This is a genomic window from Pseudoalteromonas sp. NZS127_1, assembly GCF_015864295.1.
Classification (GTDB): Bacteria; Pseudomonadota; Gammaproteobacteria; order Enterobacterales; family Alteromonadaceae; genus Pseudoalteromonas; species Pseudoalteromonas arctica.
On the sequence record NZ_JADYXO010000006.1, the window covers coordinates 80,670 to 97,748 of the forward strand.

The 17,079-nt window shown below is 39.6% G+C and carries 12 protein-coding genes; 5 read left to right on the forward strand and 7 right to left on the reverse strand.

Annotation, left to right across the window (positions count from 1 at the left end):
• Positions 1–123 precede the first annotated feature (123 nt).
• Positions 124–1,308: an NAD(P)/FAD-dependent oxidoreductase gene (locus tag I6F50_RS07685; protein WP_197119674.1), complete on the forward strand. Its 1,185-nt coding sequence runs from the start codon at positions 124–126 to the stop codon at positions 1,306–1,308.
• 197 nt (positions 1,309–1,505) lie between these two features.
• Here I6F50_RS07685 and I6F50_RS07690 read toward each other — a convergent pair whose 3' ends face one another.
• From I6F50_RS07690 to I6F50_RS07710, 5 genes are all read right to left on the reverse strand, one after another.
• A complete protein-coding gene (locus I6F50_RS07690) occupies positions 1,506–2,585 on the reverse strand; it encodes a DUF4238 domain-containing protein (RefSeq protein WP_024608050.1) in 1,080 nt (359 codons plus the stop codon).
• A gap of 45 nt (positions 2,586–2,630) precedes the next feature.
• Positions 2,631–2,912, reverse strand: a complete 282-nt coding sequence (locus tag I6F50_RS07695) for a hypothetical protein (protein WP_133120271.1) — start codon at positions 2,910–2,912, stop codon at positions 2,631–2,633.
• 109 nt (positions 2,913–3,021) lie between these two features.
• Entirely contained in the window at positions 3,022–4,221 is a 1,200-nt protein-coding gene (locus I6F50_RS07700; protein WP_197140839.1) for an AGE family epimerase/isomerase, read from the reverse strand.
• Positions 4,218–5,195, reverse strand: a complete 978-nt coding sequence (locus tag I6F50_RS07705; RefSeq protein ID WP_197140837.1) for a carbohydrate kinase — start codon at positions 5,193–5,195, stop codon at positions 4,218–4,220. Before I6F50_RS07705 ends, I6F50_RS07700 begins: the two co-directional genes overlap by 4 nt.
• A 16-nt stretch (positions 5,196–5,211) precedes the next feature.
• Positions 5,212–6,513 carry a trehalase family glycosidase gene (locus tag I6F50_RS07710; protein ID WP_166419669.1) on the reverse strand — a complete coding sequence of 434 codons (1,302 nt, stop codon included), beginning with the start codon at positions 6,511–6,513 and terminating at the stop codon, positions 5,212–5,214.
• Positions 6,514–6,709: 196 nt separating this feature from the next.
• Between I6F50_RS07710 and I6F50_RS20490 the strand changes: the two genes are divergently transcribed.
• The 4 genes from I6F50_RS20490 to I6F50_RS07730 all read left to right on the forward strand — a co-directional run bounded on the left by I6F50_RS20490 (position 6,710) and on the right by I6F50_RS07730 (position 13,412).
• Complete coding sequence (locus I6F50_RS20490) at positions 6,710–9,151, forward strand: TonB-dependent siderophore receptor (protein WP_197175860.1); 2,442 nt, start codon at positions 6,710–6,712, stop codon at positions 9,149–9,151.
• A 196-nt stretch (positions 9,152–9,347) separates the two neighbouring features.
• Positions 9,348–10,928: a sodium:solute symporter gene (locus I6F50_RS07720; RefSeq protein WP_010553326.1), complete on the forward strand. Its 1,581-nt coding sequence runs from the start codon at positions 9,348–9,350 to the stop codon at positions 10,926–10,928.
• 10 nt (positions 10,929–10,938) lie between these two features.
• Positions 10,939–12,180, forward strand: a complete 1,242-nt coding sequence (locus I6F50_RS07725) for a glycerate kinase (protein ID WP_197175862.1) — start codon at positions 10,939–10,941, stop codon at positions 12,178–12,180.
• Between the two features lie 74 nt (positions 12,181–12,254).
• Complete coding sequence (locus I6F50_RS07730; protein WP_197175864.1) at positions 12,255–13,412, forward strand: ROK family transcriptional regulator; 1,158 nt, start codon at positions 12,255–12,257, stop codon at positions 13,410–13,412.
• Between the two features lie 70 nt (positions 13,413–13,482).
• Here I6F50_RS07730 and I6F50_RS07735 read toward each other — a convergent pair whose 3' ends face one another.
• The gene (locus I6F50_RS07735; protein WP_197175866.1) at positions 13,483–16,251 is read right to left on the reverse strand and encodes a prolyl oligopeptidase family serine peptidase; all 2,769 of its coding nucleotides are present in this window, start codon (positions 16,249–16,251) and stop codon (positions 13,483–13,485) included.
• Between the two features lie 152 nt (positions 16,252–16,403).
• The gene (gene slmA / locus I6F50_RS07740) at positions 16,404–16,991 is read right to left on the reverse strand and encodes a nucleoid occlusion factor SlmA (protein WP_007581932.1); all 588 of its coding nucleotides are present in this window, start codon (positions 16,989–16,991) and stop codon (positions 16,404–16,406) included.
• Between the last annotated feature and the right edge of the window lie 88 nt (positions 16,992–17,079).

A 17,079-nucleotide genomic window follows, 5' to 3' on the forward strand; every position in this document is an offset into this window, starting at 1 on the left:
GGGTAATTATTCCCCACTTATTACTGATGTGTTTTTGTTGTGTTATTACTAATAATTCAAATGCTGCGTTGTTAGCTATTAAACTTTGCTATAATCGAGCAAATTTTTTAATGAGATAAATAAATGACCCAAGTAGATGTAATTGTAATAGGTGCGGGAGCAGCAGGATTAATGTGTGCAGCGCAAGCTGGATACCGTGGCCGAAGCGTTACAGTACTTGATATGGGGAAAAAACCAGGTCGTAAAATTTTAATAAGTGGTGGTGGGCGTTGCAATTTTACAAATGAAAATGCAACCCCGGATAACTACCTATGCACAAACTCTCATTTTGTTAAATCATGCTTAAGTCGTTATACACAGCATGACTTTATTGAGCTGGTGGACAGACATGGCTTGGCGTATCACCATAAAACACTAGGCCAGCTTTTTTGCGATAACAATGCACAAGACATTGTTGATATTTTACTAACCGAATGTGAGTGGGCCGGAGTAAATATAAAGCTACGCAGTGAAGTGATCAGCGTATCAAAAACCGAAACCGGCTATAGCGTTACCACAGAGCAAGAAACCTTAAGCTGTGAGTCGTTAGTTATAGCATCAGGTGGCTTAACCATGCCAAAACTAGGGGCTACACCAATAGGTTATAAAATTGCAGAGCAGTTTGGGTTAAATGTATTACCAACCATGGCAGCACTTGTACCATTTACTTTGCACCAGCACGATAAAGACCGTTTTGAAGGACTTTCGGGAATTAGTATCCCATGTGAAGTTTCAAGCGAAGATGGCTCCGTATTTAAAGAAAATATCCTCTTTACTCACCGAGGGTTATCGGGCCCTGCAATATTACAAATAAGCTCATTTTGGCGAGCAGGGCAGGCTGTTACTATAAACCTATTACCTGAAATAGATTTAAGGCAACAACTTGCTGATTGGCGTGAAACACAAGCTCAAAAGTCGTTAAAAAATAGCCTTGCGACTATTTTACCTAAACGCTTTATAGAAGTACTGCACGAAAGCAAAGCGATACCAGATTGTAATATTAATCAGCTTACACATGCTCAAATAGATGAGTTAGTAAATTATATTCATGCGTGGCAAATTAAACCCAATGGCACAGAAGGTTATAGAACAGCAGAAGTAACATTGGGCGGTGTAGATACCGACGAGTTGAGCTCAAAAACCTTTGAAGCTAAAAAAGCTAAAGGCCTATACTTTATAGGCGAAGTAACCGATGTAACGGGTTGGTTAGGGGGCTACAATTTTCAGTATGCGTGGAGCTGTGGATTTGCTTGTGGGCAGTATGCTTAGGTTGTGTAGAGACAATAAAGTTTGTAACCTTGGGGTGATCGCTTCACCCCTTAACCTTGGTAAAAAATATTATTTAAAATATGATTGAAAGTTAACCACTTGAATTTAATGTATTTTATTCCTTAAAAATAAAGTCATAATTTAAGTCATAAAAGCAATAAAATAGCGATTGAAAAACAAGCAAATAAGTCATATTTTTATTCTTTTTTTGACCTCATTTCTTTAATGAATTGTTCATGTTTAGCTAATTCTTCAGGTATTCGATCATAACAGGTTATATCCTGACTTTTTTTCTTGTTTTTAACTTTGCAAAATGACAACCATCTATCAAAAATATAAGATTTACGCCAGAGGGTGATTTTACTTTTAGCTTCCCTTCCAATAATTGTGGGAGCTATGGCTTTTACTGTATTACTATAAATGCTATTCGCTGGAAACTTATCGCTCATTTTTTTAACATAGTTTGAGTCATCTGTAGACCTAAAAACAATAAATGAGCCTCGACTCCTAAATTGAAGTTCATTTAGCAGATGTATATCTGGTAAGTTTTCAATTATGGTACAGGAACTATTTTTAGCTCCCATTTTATAGATCTTACTATCATATAAACATAAGGTAATAGTGCTTGATATTGGTAAGAAAACTTGCAATCCACATTTAGACAAACCACTGATATCTATTGAGTGTAAGTTACGAAGATACCAGTTGTAATGAACCACAGGATGATCTGATATCACAAACTCAGTGGCTGTTTCATTAATTAGTATGTGCCACTCTAAATCTAAGAGAAGAGGCACTTTGAGCGCTGCTTCCAGTGTTTGCAGTTGAAGAAAATATTTTGGGTTATCAAAAGAAACTTTTATACCGTCTAGAGCTTCTTTATCAAAACCATTTAATTGACCTAATTGATTTATTAATTCATTAAAATAATTGTCAATATTATCTAGCGAGGAAGAATATGCATTTGGTGTACGGCTTAATTGAACTAAAATAAACCGAAGAAGGTCTACTCGCCCTTCAAAATCCAATTGTCCATCAACTTCCCTTGTAATTATTTTTAAAGCCTGAGCGCCTGGCCCTTCAATATAATCACGCAAAAAATTTTCGATCGTGTTGTCTTTATCATAGAAGTTATTCTCGAATAGTTCAGCTCCAACATTAGATGGCCGTAACTTATTCCTAGTTGAATCGAATATATTAATAGCACCATCGTTATAGCTAAAGTTTTTAAGTAAACACCTGGGTACGAAGTGCTGCTTCCTTGTTATCTTTTTCATTTATATTTTCCCTACAATGTAGCGGCAATTATTAATAACCTCTAGCTATTTAATGCTAACGATCTTAGGTTTTGATTCTCGTAATAATCTAATTCTATCTTCTATATCTAGAAAATTCATCATCGCAGTTAACAGCATTGTTTGCTCTGCATATGCTTCATCTAGCCTTTGATTAGCAACATCTAACTCATGTCGGTATTTATCTTTTAGCCTTTTTTCTTTTGATTTATCTTCTTTAATTCTCTCCAAGTCAGTGCTAACAGAGCGTTTACGAGCCTTACCAGTTTTTTTAGCCTGAGTTTGTTTCTCTGATGAGATTGCATCCAAAACCTCAAGATACAAGTGGTACAGTGATTTTGGCCACCCATTAAGAAAAAAACCGCCAAACTGGCGGTTAAAAGGTCTACACAATACTGTAAAAGTTATAACTACATAGTTACTTTAATAGTTCGAGCACATCAAAGCAGGCACCCATAGTGTGGTAATCAGTTTTACCAATAGGGCTTTTCTCGGTATCCATTTTTTTGTTATCTACGGTTAAAATTCTAAACCAAGCACCGTATTGATGATCAACTAAATGCTGCCATGAATACTGCCAAATTTTGTCGTACCATTGCTGGTATTTTTCATCACCTGTGGTTTCATAAAGGTAGGCTGCACAGCACAGTGTTTCGGCTTGAACCCAAAAGTACTTATCGTCATCGCAAATAGTTTTATCAGGTGCAAAACCGTAGCAAATACCGCCGTGTTTTTTATCCCATGCTACATCTATTGAGTTATCAAATAATGCTTGAGCGCGCTCGATAAGCCATTTTTGTGGTTTATGTTTATTTAAAAACATAAGCAGTTTTGACCACTCTGTTTGATGACCAGGCTGAAAGCCCCACGGACGAAATAAATTTTTAGGATCGTTTTTGTTGTACTCTAAATCGACCTGCCAATTTATATCGTAATGCTCCCAGATTAATCCGCCCATTAAATTAGCTTGGCGGTTAACCATGTTGTCGGCAAGAGTAAGCGCACGGTTTAAAAATATCTCGTCTTTTGTGGCTTCATAGGCGGCAATAAGTGCTTCGCAGGTGTGCATGTTGGCGTTCTGGCCACGGTATGAATCGCACTTTGTGAAGTCGCTGTTGTGCTGATCTTTATATAACCCGGCTTTTGCATCCCAAAAATGTGTTTCCATTGTTTGAAATGTATCGTTGAGGTATTCACGCGCCTCTGTAACGCCCACACGGTATGCCCAGCTGTACGCTAAAATAACAAACGCAAAGCCATAACAATGGTTAGTGTTATCAAGTACGGTTGCTTGGCCGTTTTCAATTTTTAATAACCAGTTGTAGCCGCCAGTTTGCTCAACAAGGTGATGCTTACGAATAAACTCAATCCCCGACTTAACACGATTAAGATACTTTTCGTCATTAAAGGTTTGATACGCGCGTGCATAGTTAAATACAAAACGAGTAGAGCTTACTAAATGGCGCGTTTGTTTATCAAACACCTCACCATTATCAGAAAAGTTTTGGTAAAAACCACCGTGTTCGTCGTCAATATTTGGCTCATAAAACGCTAACGTGTCGCTAATGTGCTGCGTTAAAAATTCATGGCTTTTAAAGTTATCAGGTGTGCTTTTCATAGTGCGCTCCTAAAATCATTTAGAGATTTTTCATTAGGTAGGGAGTTAAATGCCCCTTTGTAAGATGCTGCGTGGGCACCACATAATGAAGCAAATTCAAAAATAGTATTTAGCTTTGAATTATTTTCACAAAGCGTACTAAAGCTCACAGGTGTAAGTGCTTGTAAGCCTAGCTGATATAATAGGCCACCTACAAAGGCATCGCCGGCGGCGGTAGCATCAACCATAGTTACTTTTTTAGGGATAAGCATTTGTTTGCCGTGTTTAGTAAACCAATACATTGGGTTACTTGCATCAGTAACTACAAATAACTCACAGCCGTTACTCAGTGTTTGGGCAATAAATTCATCACTCGATTGCTCACCCGCAAGGTATTCAAGCTCTTCTTTTGAGGCTTTAATTATTGAGCAGTCTTTTAATAACGGTAAAATATGCTCGCGAGGGTTGGCATTGCTAGGCCATAAATTAAGGCGCAAGTTAATATCAAAGCTCACAATTGAGTTATTTTGTTTTGCAAATTTAACACCGTAAGCGGTGGTGTTTCTGATGTTTTCGTCGGTTAACGTGTTTGAGCAAATATGAAAAATATCGCATTGCTCAAACCATTCGCTACTAAAGTCATTATTACTAAAGTGCAGATCGGCGGTGTTATCACGATAAAACTCAAACGTACGATCGCCGTCGTTATCAAGTGACACAAACGCAAGCGCCGTTTTAGCATGATCAGTAAAGCGCATAAAGTCGGTTTTTACACCTTGCTCTTTTAATGCGTTATGTAAAAAGTCGCCAAAGCTATCAGTGCTTAGCATTCCTGCAAAGTAGGCATTACCGCCTAGCTTTGCAATAGCTACGCTTACGTTTGCAGGCGCACCGCCTGCAAACTTTGTAAACGCTTCGTGTTCGTTGCTGTTTTGGCTCAATTTATTTGAAAGTAAATCAACCAGTACTTCACCAAAGCATATTGTGTGTTTCATGATCTTGCCTTAGTTGTTAGTCAAGTAGCCAATGTAATGCTATTGCAGCTGTCCACGAGAAGTCTTTACCACCACAGCCTGCGCCTGTTTCTGGGTTAAAGTATTCGTAGTAGCCTGACTTAACAACGAGGTTGCGCGTATCATCTTGAATTTTTTCAGCCGTTGTTACACAGCCGGCTTCTTTAAGGCCTGTGGCTATCATCCAGTTAATGTGTAACCAAATAGGGCCGCGCCAGTAGCGTTGTGGCTCGTATTTTTCTTCTTTAGGGTGGGTAGAAGCCACACTAAATTGGCTCGACTCAATAAAATCTTCAGTGGCTGTATTAATTATTTTAGTTTGCTCATCGCTTGTTAAGCCTGCATATACAGTTAATAGCGCGGCTGATGTTTTAACTTTCGCTAAGCTGTTAGTTAATACATCACGACAATAAAAATACTGACTTTGCTCACACCATAAAGTGTTTATGGCTTGCTCTGTTTTTTGTAAACGCTGTGCTAAGTAATCAGTGCGGGCATCGTTTAAACCAAGTTGTTCACCCATTTTGAGTAAATCTTTGGTTGCACGGTGCAAAATAGCAATAATACCTAGGTCATTCATTTTGTACGGGCTGGTTTCGTAAATTACTTTACTGTCAAAGTTGTTGCGTTTAAAAAAGTCTACAAGGTATAAAAAGCGGTCGTATTCACTTTTATGTGGACGTTGAGAAGAGTCTACATGGCTTGTATCACGGCGCGTATATTCCCAATCCACACATGGCACAGCTTGAAGAGCGTCATCCCACGATGGGCTGTTATCCATGCCCGACTCCCACGGGTGATATGTCACTACTAAACCAGTACTTTCAGGATCTCGGTCGTTGTACCACCATAAATGATAGTCAACTACTTGTGAAAATAATGCTTTAACTTTTTGTTCTGCAAGTGTTTTGTCTTTCGCACTGGCAAGCATCTCCTTCATTACAGTAGCAACTACTGGCGGCTGAGAAATAGAGGTACTTTTGATTTTTTTATCTGATCCCCATACGTCAGGACCTGGAAAATAAGTATCTGAATCTTTATGAAACAAGATGTGCGGCACCATGCCATCATCCCATTGGCCTGAAAATAACACATCAATTTCTTGCCATGCGCGGCTTTCGTCAGACTTCATCCAACCTAGCGCTGTAATGGCTGAGTCCCAGTTCCACTGAAACGGGTATAGGCCATGTGTTGGTACTGTATAGCCACCTAAGTCGTTTGCTATAAGTGTTTTAGTAGCAAGGTCTGCAAGCGATGAAGCCGTTGCTGAGTCAATTTTACCGCTGTTTATAGTAGTCATATTGGGTGCTCTTTGTGTGTTATTTTCGATTTGGACAATATTAAAGCACTCATTATGGGTTGTAAATGTTTTTTTTCTGTGCTTAAATCCTGTTCGAAGTAACAAAAAACTAACATGTTCACTTGATTATTTCGGCTTTACTTAGCCACACTCTAAGTAAATACACACAGACAACTAGCACAAATGGAGAATACCCGTGAATAAAACTACGATCGCCTCTATTGTATCTTTATGCCTTGCACAGGGCGCTTATGCAGCAGAAGAAACTGCACCAGATACAGCAAAAAAAGCTAACAACGTTGAGCGTATTATCGTCTCTGGTACCAGTAAAGGGCGTGTTATTTCAGACACTCCACAATCAGTAACATCTATTAGCGAAGACGAGCTGGTAAAGCTTTCTTCAAGTAGCCAAGCAGATGTGCTTCGCTATATTCCGGGTATTAAAGTAGAAGGCGGTGGCGGTGAAGTCGCTACTAACCTTCAAGTAAGAGGCTTACCTTCATCGGGTCAGTTTCAATTTACGCCACTGTCGTATGATGGTTCACCGACACTGAGTGTTTTTGGTTTGAACTCATCGGCGTTTGATGTGTATTACCGTAACGATCTGGGTATTGAACGCGTAGAGTTTGTGCGTGGTGGTGTATCTAATTTATTTGGCCAAGGCTCTGTGGCCGGCATTATTAACTATATTTCTAAAACGGGCAGTGACGATCCGCAAAGTACCGTACAAATGGAGCTTTCTGACCAAGGGCGTACACGCTTAGATTTTGCAACGAGCGGTCCACTTAATGAAGACGGCTTATATTATGCGCTTTCTGGTTTTTACCGCTACGACGAGGGCCCTTTAGATACAGGCCTTGAGACTAAAGGTACTCAGTTACGTGGTAATATTCGTAAAGAATTTGATGATGGCTCTGGCTCATTTACGGTTTACGGACAGTACATTGACGACCAAGCTCAGTTTTATTTACCTATTCCACTTGATGGCGAAAGCCGTGAGCGCTTAATCGGTAACGATGGTCGTGAAGTAGAATCACTGCAAACAGCGCAAGTATCTAACTTAACGTACGATACAGCAAATGGTCGTTATGAATCGCCAATCAGCGATGGTGTAGTCACTAAAGGTGGCTCTGTTTCAGTGGTGTTTGAAAAAGAACTCGCTAACGATTTTGCTATCAACATGCGCAGTAAATACGCTAAATACCAACACGAATTTAATTTATTTTTAGATGGCGACGGTATTATTAATGTACCTGAAAGCCAAGACGACTTTTTAGCTAACCGTGGCTTAGGTGATGCAAGCGGCGCTGAGTTTTCTTATGTTAATTCAGGTATCGCACTTGCAAGCGATGACTTACTATTTGCTAACCGCATTTTAGACCGCGACCGCCCAGCTGAAGATTTTTCTGCAGAATTTAATATCATCAAAAGTATTTATGTAGGTGATTTTAGCCATGATATTACAGTCGGTACATTTTTCTCTCACAGTGAAGCCGACGACGATAACGTTATTACGACTTACTTAGGTGAATTTAATAACAACCCTCGCTTAATCGACTTAACGTATACCGATGTTAATGGCGACGAAATTCAGTACACTCAAAATGGCATTAGTGGCCCAGGTATTTCTTATACTAACCAAACCATTAGCGCTACCCGCCGTGCATTATACGTAGCGGATCAAATGGAAAGTGACGATTGGATTTTTGACTTTGGTGTTCGCTACGAAGAAATTGAAGGCAAAATTAGCCGCGAAGGCAGCCAAGTTGTACAAATAAATAATGACCCATCACTCGCATCTAACTTACAAGTAAACACAACCGGTAGTGGTGTAATGACCTACGGTGAAGTAGATACGTCTGAATTTGCTGTATCGGGTGCGGCGTTATATCGCTTAACTGATAATTTAAATGTATATGCGAATGTATCACGCGGGTTTTTCTTCCCAGAAATTAGAGGTATTCAGTTCAATGATTTAGGCGAGCCTGCCAGCTATGAAGCTGAAATTGTTGAGCAAGGCGAGCTAGGTGTTAAGTTTTTTGATAACGACTTTAGCGGCAGCATTGCGTTATTTAGAACTGACTTAAAAGACAGACGCAGCGTAGACTTTGTAAATGATGGTAATGGGGGCGTATTAGAGCTGCCAGTTATGCAATCAACTAAAGCAACGGGTGTTGAGCTTACCGGTCGTTACGATATTACCGATGAGTGGGCTGTTGATGCCAATATGACCTATACCGATCACGAATTTACTGAATTTGACTCAGACCCTTCTATTATTGGTAACGAATTACGTCGTAAACCAAAAATATTATTTAACTCATCTATTAGCTACACCGCAGATAACTGGGATGCATCGATTTACCATAACTTTACCGGTAAAAACTATGCTAACGACTCAAACTCGGTAGAACTTGATTCATTCCACTTATTTAGATTTGATGCAGGCTATAACTGGCAAGTTGCACCAGAGCAAACAGTACGCTTAAGCGTTGGGGTATTTAACCTGTTTGATTCTGACGGTGTTACTGAAGGTTCACCTCGTCTAGGTAATAGCCAAACGGCAGATAACCCATACTTTGTCGGTCGCCCAATTCTCCCACGACGCGTTACTTTAAGAGTTAAATACGACTTTTAAATAAATGCTTTATGCCTATTAACTCACTTTGGGGTTAATAGGTTTTTTGCATTGTGATGCATTTTTCAGCTAAGTTAGCTACAGGTTTATCTTTTTGACTAGGCTCGTTTATTAAAAAGATAAGGGCAGGTAGCCATTTGGTATTTTATTTTTGAAAAGGCGCAGTGTTTTCATATTGTGAATACGCGAATTAATTATGAATATATTAGATTTTTCAATAGTTGCTCTTTATCTTGGTGCCTTATTGGTAATGGGATTTATGCTACGCGAACAAACCAATAAAAATGATTACTTTTTAGGGGGTAAAAGCTTAGGTTGGAAACCTTTGGCTTTGTCGGTAATGGCCACTCAGCTTTCGGCTATTAGCTTTATTTCGGCTCCTGCATTTGTTGGTTTGCGTGAAGGTGGTGGTATGCAATGGCTCTCGTATGAGCTGGGTGTTCCGCTGGCGATGATTTTAATTTTAGCGACTATTTTACCCAAGCTTTATAAAAGCGGCATTGTCAGTATTTACGACTATCTAGAGATGCGCTTTGGGCGCTCAACCCGTGTACTTATTAGTGTGGTTTTTCAATTTAGCCGTGCGTTTGCGACCGGCATTATGATTTACGCGGTATCGCTTATTTTACAAGGCACCATGGGAATAGAAGCATGGCAAGCTATTGTACTAACGGGCGTTATAACCGTTTTATATTCACTGCAAGGCGGGATGAAAGCCGTAGTGTACGGTGATGCGATTCAAATGATCATCATTGTATTGGGTACTATTGCTTGTATTGGGTTTGGACTATATCACTTGGGTGGGGTTGATACCTTTATTGCCAATGTTGATTCGAGCCGATTAGAAGCGATTAAGTTTGACTCATTTGGTTTTAGTGGTGATGGCTTTGGCTTTTTACCGATGATTTTTGGTGGTGTGGTACTTTACGCTTCTTACTATGGGTGTGACCAAACGCAAGCGCAACGTGCGCTCAGTGCAAAAGATCCTAAAAACCTACGCTACATGATTTTAGCAAATGGTGTAGTGCGCTTTCCTATTACTATTTTATATTGCGTGTCGGGTTTAATTGTTGGCACTCTGGCAATGAGTAACCCTGAATTTTTAGCAAAAATTCCAGCAGATAACCCTGATTGGATGATGCCTATATTTATTTTAGATTACCTACCGCATGGCTTAATTGGTTTATTGGTTGTCGCTATTTTGTCGGCAGCGATGTCGTCACTTAGCTCTGCAATTAATTCACTTTCGGCGGTAAGTATTGAAGATTACAGCCGTATATCTAATAAAGAGCTAGACCAACCATCTTACTTAAAGTTAGCTAAATACTTAGGTTTAGCATGGGGCGCAATTACCTTAGTACTATCACTTTTTGCCGGTGACATAGCGCCGACCATTATTGAAGCTATTAACAAAGTCGGCTCGTTATTTTATGGCCCAATACTGGCAGTATTTTTAGTTGCTGTACTAAGTAAACGCAGTGCTGCATTGCATGCCAATATTGGCTTAATTAGTGGTGTATTAATTAACTTGTTGGTGTCGGTATTTGCGCCTGATATTTTCTGGTTTTGGTGGAATTTTATCGGTTTTGTAAGCGCTGCTGTGATTATTTATGTTACGAGTCGTTTAATTCCAAGAGAGGTAAACGAAGTAACAAAAGTACAAAATGCCGAGACAGTATCAAACTCAATTTTAACTGGCAAAGATATCGTTATGCTACTTAGCATGTTTATTGTGATGATATTAATTTGTTTAGCTATTCCTTCAATTTTTTCGTGAGCTGTGACTAATGGATTCTAAAAAGTCGTTTTTAATTGATTTATTTACCACTGCGGTAAATGCCTGTAAACCGAGTGCTTGCATGAGTAAGTATTTAGAAAATATAGATGCAAGCAAAGGTTTATGTGTAGTGGGGGCGGGTAAAGCCGCCGCTGAAATGGCCGCCGAAGTTAATCGCTTTTATGGTGATAAATGTTTTGGCGCAGTGGTAACGCGTTATGGCTACGAAAGTAGCGGCGATACTGGGCGAATTAAAGTGCTTAGTGCAAACCACCCAACACCAGACGATAACAGCTTAGCTGCAGGTAAAGAGTTATTGGATCTTGTAAAAAACAATCCGGCTGATATTCCTATTTTGTTTATTATTTCGGGTGGCGGTTCGTCGTTGATGTGCCTACCTGTTGATGATGTACCTTTTTCACAAAAGCAAAAGCTTAATCAGTTTTTACTGAGAAGTGGTGCAAGCGTTGATGAAATTAATGTTGTGCGCAAACAACTCTCACTTGTTAAAGGTGGCAAGTTAGCACAGGCCGCTAAGTCGGATTACGTTACGCTCATTATTTCAGATGTAGTAGGGGATAAACCAAGTGATATAGCATCAGGTCCGACTATTAGCGATGGCAGTACTAAAGCCGATGCTCTGGCTATTTTACAAAAGTACAATTGGCCGGCAATTAAAGAGGTTCAAGCGCATTTATTAAAACCTGAGCAAGAAAGAGCTGCCGATACTATAGGTGAGCACTTTGTTGTTGCAAACGCGCAGCATGCTATTGATAACGCTATAAGTGTTGCACAGCATCAAGGCTGGGAAACCCTGGTACTAGGATATGATATTCAAGGCGAGGCTAAAGAGGTTGCAAAGCAACATGCGACTATCGCTCTTGAGCAAAAAGCCCAAGGCAAGCGCGTTATGTTGTTCTCCGGTGGAGAGCTTACCGTCACCGTTGCTGATGTTTATGGAGATGGCGGGCCAAATCAAGAATACTTAATGGCGCTGGCTGAGGCACTTAATGGCGAAGCGGGTATTTACGCACTTGCTTGTGATACCGATGGTGTAGATGGTAGTAAAGATGTAGCGGGTGCTTACATAAATAGCACCACAATTACACGCGCTCAAAACGCCGGGGAGAGCCTTCAAGCACAGTTAGAAGGGCATAATAGCCATCAGTTTTTTAAAGCTATTGATGATTTAATTATTACTGGGCCAACTAACACAAATGTGAATGATTTTAGAGTGATAGTGATTGAATAGGCGCAGTTTATCTACTTGTTCTTTATAATTGTTTCACGTAATCTTGTGCTCCAATTTTGTTAGGGTTAATACCTATGTTTTCGTTAAACAACAGTAACTTATTACGCTCTGGTTTTGAGCTTGGGAAAGGCGAAAAGCTATTTCAAGATATTGAGCGCGATATTATAAAAGTGGTGTTTTGGGAGAAGTGCGTAACACAAAGCCATATTGTGAGCGCAACTCGTATTCCACAACAAACTGTGTCGCGTTTACTTAAGTCGTTAACCCAGCACGGCGTAATTGTGCAAAGCGATACGCTAATTCCAAATAAAAAAGGTAAGCCAGGGTTTGGCATTGCCCTTAACCCCGATTATGGATTTACCTTTGGCTTAGCTATTTTGCTTGATGCTATTTCAATTGCCGTAATGGATTTTACGGGAAAGGTGGTTTACACCCATATGCAGCTAATGTCGGATATGAGCATTAATAATGTGCTTAAATGTGCACAAAAGCTGGTGGAAGATATAAGCGCTGAGCGGAACATCCCAAGTGAAAAAGTGCTGGGAATGGGCGTGGGTATCTCTGGCTTTTTTAGCTCAATGGATGGGAAAATGAATACCCATCATATGCTAGAAGAGTGGTCGCAAGTTGATATTATCGATATTGTGTCGCAGCATTTTCAGCTTCCTACGTGGGTTGTTAACGATGCAACAGGCGCAGCTGCAGGCGAGGGCGTTGCTGGTATTGGTCGTGAGTACAAAAACTTTGTTTATATGTTTGTATCGGCCGCATTTGGTGGCGGTATTGTAAATAATGGCGATGTACTGCGTGGTACTTACGGAAACGCAGGTGAGCTTGGCGACATGCTACCGCCTAAATTGTATGCGCACCCTAATCTTGAATTACTAAAACGTATTTTGAAAAAAAATGGCGTAGCCGTTACTTCTATTTACGATCTGCACGACAACTTTGACCCCGATTGGCCAGGCGTTGAAGAGTGGCTGTTTAAAGTTCAAGACTCATTTGATTTAGTGGCAACTTGTTGCTCTGCATTATTAGATGCTGAAGCGATTATTATTGGTGGTCATATTCCAAAAGAGTTGGCTGAAAAAGTTATTGCACGTACTGAGGTTTATGCACAATTTAGACGTGGCGCTAAGCGGCCAATGCCTAAGTTGGTGGTATCTAATATTGATAATTTTCCGGTATCAATTGGCGCAGCTACTTTGCCATTTAGAGAGCTGTGTTTGTAGTTTAAGAGAAATTTTAAAAACAAAAAAGCCGATATTGTTTATGCAATATCGGCTTTTTAGTGTGGGTTATTTACTCTTCAACGAATGCCTCACCTTGTGTCATCCACTTAGCAGCTGGTTTGCCTTTTAAGTAATGATCAAAGTACTGCATCATACGTACTGAAAAATCGACCTGATTAGGAAACTTTTTCAAGTGGTGTGGTTCACCTTCGTATTGTAAAAATGTAGCATCTTTTCCTGCACGGCGTAGCGCTAAATAATACTGCACGCTTTCATGCCAAGGCACTGCATCATCTTTGTCGCCAGACATGATTAAAATAGGCGTATTAACTTTGTCTGCAAAAAATACCGGTGAGTTTTCTATATAAAGCTCTGGTGCTTCAAATAAGTTTTTACCAATACGGCTTTGCCCTGTTTCGTATTGAAATTGACGTGCAAGACCTGACTTAAGGCGAATGCCACTATACGCGCTGGTCATGTTAGATACTGGCGCACCCGATACAACCGCTTTAAACATATCTGTTTGGGTGATCATAAATGCACTTTGATAACCTGCCCAAGAGTGACCCTGCAAACCAATTTTATTTTTATCAGCTATGCCTAAATCAATCAGTTTTTGAGTGGCGTTAATCATTGTTTGGGTTGACGATTTACCAGGGTGGCCTATTTCAAAGCGTATATCAGGTAAAAATACTGCATAACCGTTTGAGGTAAACATAGGGAAATTAGGGCGATGGTTTAATTCCATTTTTGGAAAATCAAACATGCGCTGGCTCATGTAACGGTAAAAATACACAACCACAGGCACTTTATCGCCTTTTTTATAGCCCGCTGGTTTTATTAGTACGCCTTGTAGGTCTTCGCCATCAAACCCTTTATAGCTAATTAGCTCTGGTTTTTCGCCCCATGCAAAACTACTAATTTGTGGATTTAGCGTGGTCACTTGTTTTGGTGCGCTAAAGCTAAAATCTGTTTGGTAGTAATCAGGAAATTGACTATAAGTTTGCTCGGTAAATATGTATTTATCAGCAGTTTTTGCTTTTTTAACTACATCAAAGCGTTTATTACCGCTAAGCACGTTAGTGATTGTGTTAGTGGCTAAGTCGAGCTTTGCAACTTCGCTTTGTTTAGTTTGTAAATTAATAGCAGAGACAAGTAATGTATCGCCTTTTTTAAAGCCCACTTGGGTTTTATCAAGCTTAATAACACGGTACTGCGTATTGCTTTGCTTACCATTCGTTAGGCGTTTAGCTTGCTGCGTTTTTACATCAAACGCCCAAATATCGTATTTACTATAAGCAAGCACTTGGCTGCTATCAGTCATCCAACCAGCAAAACCATAACCAGGTTGGGTAGATGGGTAGTCGTGTTTGTCATCAGCAAAGGTTGCCTGGATAGCTTTTGTAAGCGGTGTTACTTTATTATTTTTTAAATCTTTTAGCTGTATTTGGCTATCGTTAAAATAAGCCGCAAATTCACCATTTGGTGCAAGGCTTGGTCTAAACGGGTAGTTGCTAATAATGGGTGTTTGCTTACCTGTATTTATATTTACTGCAAAGTAATCAGCAAAAAAACCGCCGTACATTATTTTTTCTAGGTAGGGGATGTTAGATGAGCCAAGTAAAGACACATCTCGCTCAGGGTTTAGCGCAACTTCAGGCATATTAGAGGTACTTAGTTGTACCACTTTTTGCGAGTTAACGTGATATACCGCGCTGTAATGGCGGTTTTTATTAACTTGATTCCATTGTTGTTCTTCACGTGGTTTTATTTGCGCATCGTTGTTATGCCATACATCTAAACCTTTATGTTCACGTATGGTATCAAAGTCGTACAATGAGGCTTCATCGGTATATTCTTTGGCTTTTACTTTAGCTGCTAATTTTGGATGGTTTTCAAAATATAAGCGCTCGCCATTTTCTGACCACTTAAGAGAGGCTGTTTTACCTAAAACCCATGTTTTATCAGGTGATGCTATTGTTGAAAGTTTATCGTTTTTATATAGCTGTAAACTATAGCTACGGCGACGCGTGTCATCATTTACATAATTACCCAATGTAAACGCTGCAATGTTGTCAGTTGGGTGCCACGCTATTTTATTTGCGATTACGCCCGGTTCATCAATTAATACGCTGTTATTAAAGTTACTTAGCTCAATTAACGCTATTTGGTTGTTATTACCGTCGCTGTAACTTTGACTCACTAATAGTTGGCTGTTAGCTGAGTTAATAGCGTAGCTAAATACGTTTTCTATTGTATGGGTGCGTTTATCAGATAAATTTACGATAACAAGCGCATAGCTCTTATCTTTTTTATCGGGCGTGATAGCGTTATCTTCTTCGTTTTTAGTGCTATCGGTTTTATCTTCTACTTTTGCGTCATCGTCTTTTTTATTTAAACGATAAGCAAGCCACATACCGTCATCAGATAACGTGTAATCTTTTACATCAGCAAAGTTTTGTTGGGCACCTGATTGCGTGTTTACGAGTACCAGATTGTTTTTAAGGGTGTCTTTTTTTTTGGTTGTTTCTTTTTCAAGTAAGGTAGGTACTTGTGTAAAAGCGACCCAGTTTGCCGCTTTATTAATATGAGGCTTAGTGCCGCGCTCTACTTCTGCGATGAGAGTATTGCTTTGTAGTGAGTAAACTTGGCCTGTTGCATTACCACGATACGGCGTTGCACTAAAAGTGAGTACTTGACCATTGTCAGACAGTTGCGTGCTTTTAGCTGATTTAAAACCAAATACATCTTTAAATTGTAGCGATTCTTTAGCGTGTATGGCGGCGCTAGTTAAGCTAGCAATGAGTGCTGTGCTTAATAGGGTGAGTTTTGTTTTCATTATTGATTCTCGTATTATGACATGGTTTCATTGTAACGAGTTTGGTTCATAATTCGAGCGGATCAGATAAATGGCAGTTACATACGACAAAACGACCCGTAGGTCGTTTTTTAGTATTTAATTTAGTATTTAATTTATTAATTTAGCAGTAATTACAGCCAAATTTTTTGCAGCTCAAGCCATTGTTTTTCAAATTGAACACTGGGCTTTGCTTTAAAGTCGCTGCGTACAAACTGATTCATTTTTCCTTCAACGTAGGCAAGTAAAAAGTTTGCAAGAGTAAGCTCATCACTTTGAAAGTTTTTACCTTCACGTAATTTACGCTCACGAAGTACTTGTTTAAACTGAGTTTCTAATTTTTCAAACAGACTTTGTACACGCTCGCGTAAACGTTCCTGCTCACCTTGCAATGCGTCGCCGGTTAAAATACGGGTAATGCCTGGGTTTTTTTCAGCAAAGGTTAGAAGTAATAATAAAATGTTGTAAATGCGCGTTTGGCTTTCTTTTTCGTTTTCAATAATAATATTTATACGCGATAAAAGGGTATCTTCAATAAACTCAATTAAGCCCTCAAACATACGCGCTTTGCTCGGAAAATGACGGTATAGCGCAGCTTCAGACACACCCACCTCAGCAGCTAGTTTTGCTGTGGTGATACGTTGTCCTAAATTAGTTTCTAACATTTGTGCGAGTGCTTGCAGTATTTGCTCTTTGCGATTACTTCTTTTTGTCGCAGGCATGAACATTCCTTTTTATTAGTTATTCTTAGTGGCGCAGTTAAGAACCCTAGTCATTTTTTGTTCAAATGATTGGCGTATGTTAATGTTT

Excerpts from the sequence above, each read along its gene's own strand:
- I6F50_RS07700 (WP_197140839.1), bottom strand. The coding sequence starts at position 4,221 with ATGAAAAGCACACCTGATAACTTTAAAAGCCATGAATTTTTAACGCAG.
- I6F50_RS07705 (WP_197140837.1), bottom strand. The coding sequence starts at position 5,195 with ATGAAACACACAATATGCTTTGGTGAAGTACTGGTTGATTTACTTTCA.
- I6F50_RS07720 (WP_010553326.1), top strand. The coding sequence starts at position 9,348 with ATGAATATATTAGATTTTTCAATAGTTGCTCTTTATCTTGGTGCCTTA.
- I6F50_RS07685 (WP_197119674.1), top strand. The coding sequence starts at position 124 with ATGACCCAAGTAGATGTAATTGTAATAGGTGCGGGAGCAGCAGGATTA.
- I6F50_RS07730 (WP_197175864.1), top strand. The coding sequence starts at position 12,255 with ATGTTTTCGTTAAACAACAGTAACTTATTACGCTCTGGTTTTGAGCTT.
- I6F50_RS07690 (WP_024608050.1), bottom strand. The coding sequence starts at position 2,585 with ATGAAAAAGATAACAAGGAAGCAGCACTTCGTACCCAGGTGTTTACTT.
- I6F50_RS07710 (WP_166419669.1), bottom strand. The coding sequence starts at position 6,513 with ATGACTACTATAAACAGCGGTAAAATTGACTCAGCAACGGCTTCATCG.
- I6F50_RS07725 (WP_197175862.1), top strand. The coding sequence starts at position 10,939 with ATGGATTCTAAAAAGTCGTTTTTAATTGATTTATTTACCACTGCGGTA.
- I6F50_RS07735 (WP_197175866.1), bottom strand. The coding sequence starts at position 16,251 with ATGAAAACAAAACTCACCCTATTAAGCACAGCACTCATTGCTAGCTTA.
- slmA (WP_007581932.1), bottom strand. The coding sequence starts at position 16,991 with ATGCCTGCGACAAAAAGAAGTAATCGCAAAGAGCAAATACTGCAAGCA.